Source organism: Halorhodospira neutriphila (assembly GCF_016584055.1).
Lineage (GTDB): Bacteria > Pseudomonadota > Gammaproteobacteria > Nitrococcales > Halorhodospiraceae > Halorhodospira > Halorhodospira neutriphila.
The window spans coordinates 1-6,186 of sequence record NZ_NRSH01000126.1; the positions used below are offsets into that span (position 1 = coordinate 1).

General features: G+C 71.0%; 7 protein-coding genes and 1 tRNA gene. All 8 read right to left on the reverse strand.

Annotated features, from left to right (window positions below; translation table 11 throughout):
* Window positions 1-436: 436 nt before the first annotated feature.
* On the reverse strand, window positions 437-1,528 hold the full coding sequence (locus CKO13_RS09920; protein ID WP_200260319.1) for an IS3 family transposase: 1,092 nt from the start codon (window positions 1,526-1,528) through the stop codon (window positions 437-439).
* Window positions 1,525-1,911: a hypothetical protein gene (locus CKO13_RS09925; protein WP_200260301.1), complete on the reverse strand. Its 387-nt coding sequence runs from the start codon at window positions 1,909-1,911 to the stop codon at window positions 1,525-1,527. Before CKO13_RS09925 ends, CKO13_RS09920 begins: the two co-directional genes overlap by 4 nt.
* A 15-nt stretch (window positions 1,912-1,926) precedes the next feature.
* On the reverse strand, window positions 1,927-2,889 hold the full coding sequence (locus CKO13_RS09930) for a tyrosine-type recombinase/integrase (RefSeq protein WP_200260304.1): 963 nt from the start codon (window positions 2,887-2,889) through the stop codon (window positions 1,927-1,929).
* A 72-nt stretch (window positions 2,890-2,961) separates the two neighbouring features.
* Window positions 2,962-3,037 (reverse strand) — tRNA-Lys (locus CKO13_RS09935).
* A gap of 46 nt (window positions 3,038-3,083) precedes the next feature.
* Complete coding sequence (gene ybgF, locus CKO13_RS09940; protein WP_200260307.1) at window positions 3,084-3,893, reverse strand: tol-pal system protein YbgF; 810 nt, start codon at window positions 3,891-3,893, stop codon at window positions 3,084-3,086.
* Window positions 3,880-4,455 (reverse strand): peptidoglycan-associated lipoprotein Pal, encoded by a 576-nt coding sequence (gene pal / locus CKO13_RS09945; protein ID WP_200260310.1) that lies wholly within the window; start codon window positions 4,453-4,455, stop codon window positions 3,880-3,882. The genes ybgF and pal overlap by 14 nt, the downstream gene beginning before the upstream one ends.
* Window positions 4,456-4,491: 36 nt before the next feature.
* Entirely contained in the window at window positions 4,492-5,865 is a 1,374-nt protein-coding gene (gene tolB / locus CKO13_RS09950) for a Tol-Pal system beta propeller repeat protein TolB (RefSeq protein WP_200260313.1), read from the reverse strand.
* A gap of 3 nt (window positions 5,866-5,868) precedes the next feature.
* Window positions 5,869-6,186: energy transducer TonB (locus tag CKO13_RS09955; RefSeq protein ID WP_200260316.1), on the reverse strand; the 318-nt coding region annotated here is incomplete at its 5' end.

Consider the following 6,186-nt stretch of genomic DNA (forward strand, 5'->3'; position numbering starts at 1 on the left):
CTTGGGACGGGTCCCATATCGGAGGGGTCGGACTTCGGGCGCGGATCGGCAAGGTCGATCCAAACCAGGGGGCTTCGAGATGAGTGGGGGGTGGCGAGCGGACATATCTGCGGCTTGCCGGGGAGCACCGCACGGTGACGGGAGGTGGGGATGGTGAGGGCCTGACTTGCCTACGAGGGTCGTGTGCAGGTGGTCATCGGACGCTGGTCGCCGCTGCCCTCATTGGCGTAGTAGCGGGCGCGTGGCGCCGTAGCGGTGGGCGGGCGGCCAGCCTCGCTGAGGTCGAGCATCAGCACGCAATCCGGAATGTGTCAACCTTTACCCGACGGTCGAGGTGATTTTTCCTGCTTACGTTGCTCCTTGTGCGAGGGGGTAGATTGCCTTGGGCTGAGGGCGGGGGCAAGACCTTTAAGGGTGTAAGGGATTGCGGAATGTGTCAACCCCTGTCCGACAGTAGGGGCTCGTTTTCTTCATGAATGTCCACCTTGGGGGTGGGGGTTGATAGCGCCTCGGCGCTCGCCTTGAGGAAAGCGTCGGCGCTCTGGGCCACGCCTTCCTCGGGGTTGATGGCGACCTCCTGAGGGGGCTTGTTGGCGATGGGGCGCCCCCTCGGGAACCGGCCGGTATTGCTCTCGTAGTAGGCATCGAGAGCGGCCTGGCGCTGGACGCGCACCGCCTCCGCGCGCCCCTCGAAGACCTCTGCCGGGGTGTAGTAGCCCAGCCCCTCATGCGGGCGGTGTTTGTAGCCCTCCATGAACGCCGCTAGCCACTCGCGGGCGTGGTCGATGCCCTCGAACCGCCCAGGATAGCCCGGGCTATACTTGAGCGTCTTGAAATGGGCCTCACTGAAGGGGTTATCGTTGCTTACCCGGGGTCGGGAGTAGCTGCGCCGGACCCCGTGACTGTCGAGGAACTCCCGGTAGCTCTGGGCGATCATGGGGGCTCCGCGGTCCTGGTGGACCACGAGAGCCCCCGGCTCAATGGCATGGCGCTCCAGTGCATGGCGGAACAGGTGTTGCGCCAGGCCACCGTTCTCCTTGCGCGAGACCATCCAGGCGACGGGGTAGCGCGAGAACAGGTCCAGGACCTCGTAGAGGTTGAGGTAGACCCCCTTCCGGGTCGTGGGTAACTTGCTGATATCCCAAGACCAGCCCTGGTTGGGCGCACGGACGATCACCTGCGGCCTGACATGGCGCTGCGGCGGCCGCTGGTTGCGCCGCTCCCGGCTCTGCCCGCGGCGCCGCAGGATCCGGTAGATCGACGACACCGACGGCAAGGGCCGCCCCTGGTTGAGCTCCCGGGCGTGAATGACTCGCACCGCCTCGTCCCGGTAGGTAGCGCTGTTCACCGTCTCGAGGACATACGCCACCTCCGCCTCCGAGAGCTGACGGGGCTGCTTGGAGGCCGCTGTGTCCGGCTGTGCCCGCGAGGGCCGCTTGCGGGGATAGGTCCCCGTCCGGGACAGCCCGAGGGCGTCACAGGCCCGGCTGCGTGGCACATACGCTGGACGCTCCGCCAGGCAGCTCATTGCGATTCCCCGTTCTGCAGATCCTCGGACAGGGTGGCGACTTTTTTTTGAAGCTCTACAAGGTCTTCCGCGACCTTGGCGCGGTGCTCAAGCTGCGCTTTCTCCTTCTCCAGCTGCTCGATGCGCCGGTCACGGGTGTCTTTCGCCTTGCGGCCGCCGGAGCTAGGCTCCAGGCCCTGCGTGCCTTGCTCTTTGAGGGTCTTGCGCCAGTTGGCAAGCTGGCTCGCATAGAGCCCCTGCTCCCGGAGCCACGCCGTCTTCTCTCCCTTCGGCAAGGCGTCGTGCTCCTCCAGCAGGCGCTGCTTCTCCGCGCTGCTGAACTGCCGGCGGGTGCGGCGCTCCAGGCTCGGCTCCGGCTGTACTTCCTCGGTGTCGTCAGTCATCGGCTCGTCCTCCGATCAGTGCCCCAAGGTTATACAAGTTTTACCCTTGGCACTGTCGGACGGGAGGCTGACACATAGGGTGATGGCCATGACCTCGGTGATCTCGAACCTCCCCGACTCGATGAACCGGCTAGTGGCCTCGTGGCGCAGGTCGTGGAAGCGTAGATCCTCGATCCCGGCTCGCACGATCCAGCGCCGCCACATGGAGGAGGCGCCTTCGTTAGACCAGGGCCAGACCTTGCCGTCGATGCGGCGCGGTAGGGACTGGAGTGCTCTGACAGCAGCGGTCGATAGCGGGACGTCGCGGGCCTCGTCGGTCTTGGTCTCGGGTAGGTGGATGATCCGCCTCGGGAGATTGATGTACTGCCAGCGCATGGCGATGATCTCGCCACGACGCATGCCGGTCTCGAGGGCCAGGGTCAGGTAAGCACGCTGGACGGGGGAGCTCGCGGCAGCGTAGAGCGCCTGCTCCTCGCCTGCCTCTAACCTCCGGTCTCGCTGTCGGCTCGGTGCAGGGCGGCGAAGGGCTCGAACCGGGTTGGTGAGCGCCTCCATCCGCCACTCCTTGCGCGCATGCTCGAACACGGCGCTCAGCGCAGCGAGGTCGTTGCGCACCGTGGCGGGGGAGGCCTCCTTGAGGCGTTGGTCGCGGATCTCCGCAATATCGGCGCTGCGGACGTTGGCGAGGGCGGTCTTGCCGATACGGTGCTGGCCCCAGCGCCGCAGCCGGTTCGCCTCTTGGGGGGCGCCCTTCTTCGTCGGGGTGACCTCGCGAGCGTAGCGCTCGATGGCCTCGGTAAGCGTGGTGCGGCGGGCCTCGGAGGTGTCGACCCAGCTGCCACGGTCCATGGCGAGCTCGGTCTCGCGCGCCCACTGCTGGGCGTCCGCCTTCGTGGAGAAGTTCTTGCTCTGCTCGGGGTAACCGCAGCGCCGGACTTTCGCCTGCCAGCGCTTGCCGCGTTTGAGGATGGTAGCCATAGCCGACTGTCCCAATACTGTCCCAGTGAGGAGGTTCGAGGGCCGGCCAGTCGGCTAGGTTGTTGATTCTGCTGGTGGGCCGTGTTGGATTCGAACCAACGACCAACGGATTAAAAGTCCGGTGCTCTACCAGCTGAGCTAACGGCCCTGAGACGCCCAATTCTAATCGACGCCGGGGGGCGAGGGAACCGCCTCTACTCGTTCTCCCGGGTCTGGCGGAGCTGGGTGAGGCGCTCCTCGGCCAGGCCGGCGGCGGTGCTCTCGGGGTACTGCTCCCGGACCCGCTCCAGGCGCTGGCGGGCGGTCTCCAGCTCGCCGCGCTTGAAGGCGATGTAGCCGAGCTTGAGCTGCGCGTCGGGCGCCTTGCCGCTGTCGGGGGAGGCCTCGAGCACGCGCTGGAAGTGCTCGGCGGCCTCGTCGAGCCGGCTCTCGGCGTAGTAGGTCTCGGCGATCCAGTAGCGGGCGTTGTCCGCGTACTCGCCCTCGGGGTAGCGCTCGAGCAGCCGCTCGAGCCCGGCGCGCGCCTGGGCGTAGTCGCCGGCGTTGAGCTGGCCGAAGGCGCGCTCGTAGAGCGCCTGCTCGGAGGCCTGCTCAGGGGAGGCGTCGCCGCCGCCCTCGGCCGCCGAGAGCTCCGGGATGGGGATCTCGCCGGCCTGCTGGCCCGCCGCCTGCTCGCCGCCGGACGCGGCCCCGCCCTCCGGCGCCGCGCCCTGGGCCCGGAGCTCCTGGAGGCGGCTGTCCAGGTCCTTGTAGTGCTCGCGCTGGCGGCGCTGGAGCTGCTGGAGCTGGCGCTCGAGGGTCTCGATCTCGCCGCGCAGCTCGCGGTTCTCGTCCTTGATGCGCTGGATATCGCGCACCAGGTCGGCGAGGCCGCGGGCCTCGGGGTCCTGGCCGTCTCCCGCCTGCGCCGCGGCGCCGGCCGGGCCCAGCCCCAGCAGGGCGGCGAGCGCCGCGGCGGCCAGGGCCCTGCGGGGGGCGGACAGGGCGCTACTACTCGCTGTCATAGACGAGCTCCGCGCGGCGGTTCTCGGCCCAGGCCTGCTCGTTGGACTCCGGGACCAGGGGCTGCTCCTCGCCGTAGCTGACGGTCTCGACCTGCTCGGTGCCGGCGCCGTGGGCGCGGAGGAGCTCCTTGACGGCCTCGGCGCGCCGCTCGCCGAGGGCGAGGTTGTACGCCCGGGAGCCGCGCTCGTCGGTGTGGCCCTCCACGGTCATGCGCAGCTCCGGGTGCTCGCCGAGGAACTCGCCGTGGGCCTTGAGCACCGGCAGGGCGTCCTCGGGGATCTGGCTGGAGTCGAAGGCGAAGTGGATCCGCCGCGTCTTCAGGGGCGTATCGGGGTCGTCGAGGATGGCGGCGTCGAGGGGCTCGTCGGGGTCGAGGCCGCGGACGGCGAGGCCGGCGCTCTCCGCGGCCTCGGCCTCCGGGCCGGTGCCGTCGCGGGCGCCCTCCTCGAGCCAGCTGGCGCAGCCGGCGAGCAGGGCGAGCAGGGCGGCGGCCGCGGCCAGGCGCAGCCCGGCGCGCGGCCGGCAGGGCAGTCGGGTGGGGTCGTTTGCGGGCGTGCTCATGGTCCTCCCTCGCTGATGACGCCTCGGGGGCCCAGCCTACCAGGCCGGCTCGCGGACCTGGGCCCCCGGGCGCTGCGTCGCCTCCAGCGGGGTCACCGCGTCCCCGATCAGGGAGGCCGTCTCCAGGTAGGCGTTGCCGTCCCCGCCGGCGCTGTAGAGGACCCAGTCGCCGTTGGGGGCGAAGCTCGGCGACTCGTCCGCCGGCCCGTCGCTGAGCACCCGGAAGGCGTCGCGCTCCAGATCCTGGACGGCGATATGGTACGCCCCCTCCCGGCGGTGGACCATCGCCAGGCGCTCGCCGCTCGGCGAGAGGGTCGGGTGGGCGTTGTAGGCGCCCTCGTAGGTCACGCGCTCGACCTCGCCGCCGTCGACCCCCGTGCGGTAGATCTGCGGCTTGCCGCCGCGATCGGAGGTGAAGTAGATCGTCTCGCCGTCCGGGGCCCAGGCGGCCTCGGTGTCGATGGCCCAGTGGTTGGTGATCGCCCGGGTCTCGCCGCTGTCGAGGTCGATGAGGTAGATGTTGGCGGCGCCGTCGCGGGAGAGGGTGACCGCGAGGCGCTCGCCGTCCGGCGACCAGGCCGGGGCGCTGTTGATCCCCTTGAAGCTGGCCACGCGCCGGCGCTCGCCGGTGGCCAGCTCCTGGACGAAGACCTGGGAGCCGCCGCCCTCGAAGGAGACGTAGGCGAGCCGGTCGCGGGAGGGGGACCAGGCCGGGGAGAGCAGCGGCGCGGAGGCGCGCAGCACGGTGCGGCCGCGGTGCCCGTCGGCGTCGGCGACCACCAGCCGGTAGCGCTGCTCGGGGGGATCGCCGCTGCCGCCGCCGTCCGCCTTCTGCTGGGAGACGGCGATGTAGGCGATCCGGCTGCTGAAGGCGCCCTCGTCGCCGGTGATGGCCTTGTAGATGCGGTCGGAGAGGGTGTGGGCGAGCCGGCGCAGGCTCCCCTCGCCGACCCGGTAGCTGCGCCCGTCGGTGCGCTCGCCGCGGAAGGCGTCGAGGAGCTCGAAGCGGGCGCGGTAGTCCTGCTCCTCGCCCGGGCGGAGGCCGCCGACGACGAGGTAGTCGACCCCCAGCGCCCGCCAGGTGGAGAACTGCACGTCCTCGATGCGCCCCGGCGTGGCGATCAGGTCCGCCTCCGGGAGGACCTCGAAGCGCCCGCTGCGGGCGAGGTCGGCGGCGATGATCGGGGCGATCCGGGTCTCGGGGCTCGCTCCGCCGGCGGTCTGGAAAGGGACGACGGCGATGGGCGTGGCGGCCTCCATGCCGCCGATGATGTCGATGACCACCTCGTCCTCGGCGCGGGGTGTGCCGGGGAGCAGGGCGCCGGCGAGGACGGCGGCGAGGGCGGCCGGCCTGGCCTTGGCGCGCCAGGAGCGGGGCGGTGCGGTGGTGGGGCGGGGCGGTCTGCTCACGGGCTAGCTCCGGTCCGGGGCGAAGCGGAAGGTGATCGTCTGCATGCGCTGGCGCAGCGCCGGCTCCTCGGGGAAGGGCACCGGCGAGGCGCGGCGGACGGCCCGCTCCACGGAGTGGTCGAAGCCGGGGTGGCCGCTGCCGCTGAGGATCTCGACCCGGCGCACGGCGCCGGCGGCCGAGAAGGAGACGCGCACCACCGCCTCGAGGCCGTCGGGGGTGCCGCTCGGCCGGCGCCAGTGGCCCTCGACGGCGCGGGCGATCTGCGCGGTGTAGCGCCCCTGCAGGCGCCGCAGCCGGCGCTGCTCGGCGGCGCGCTGGCG

Bases quoted from the DNA above. Each gene is read 5' to 3' on its own strand.
- CKO13_RS09920 (WP_200260319.1), bottom strand. From the start codon at position 1,528: ATGAGCTGCCTGGCGGAGCGTCCAGCGTATGTGCCACGCAGCCGGGCC.
- CKO13_RS09925 (WP_200260301.1), bottom strand. From the start codon at position 1,911: ATGACTGACGACACCGAGGAAGTACAGCCGGAGCCGAGCCTGGAGCGC.
- CKO13_RS09930 (WP_200260304.1), bottom strand. From the start codon at position 2,889: ATGGCTACCATCCTCAAACGCGGCAAGCGCTGGCAGGCGAAAGTCCGG.
- ybgF (WP_200260307.1), bottom strand. From the start codon at position 3,893: ATGACAGCGAGTAGTAGCGCCCTGTCCGCCCCCCGCAGGGCCCTGGCC.
- pal (WP_200260310.1), bottom strand. From the start codon at position 4,455: ATGAGCACGCCCGCAAACGACCCCACCCGACTGCCCTGCCGGCCGCGC.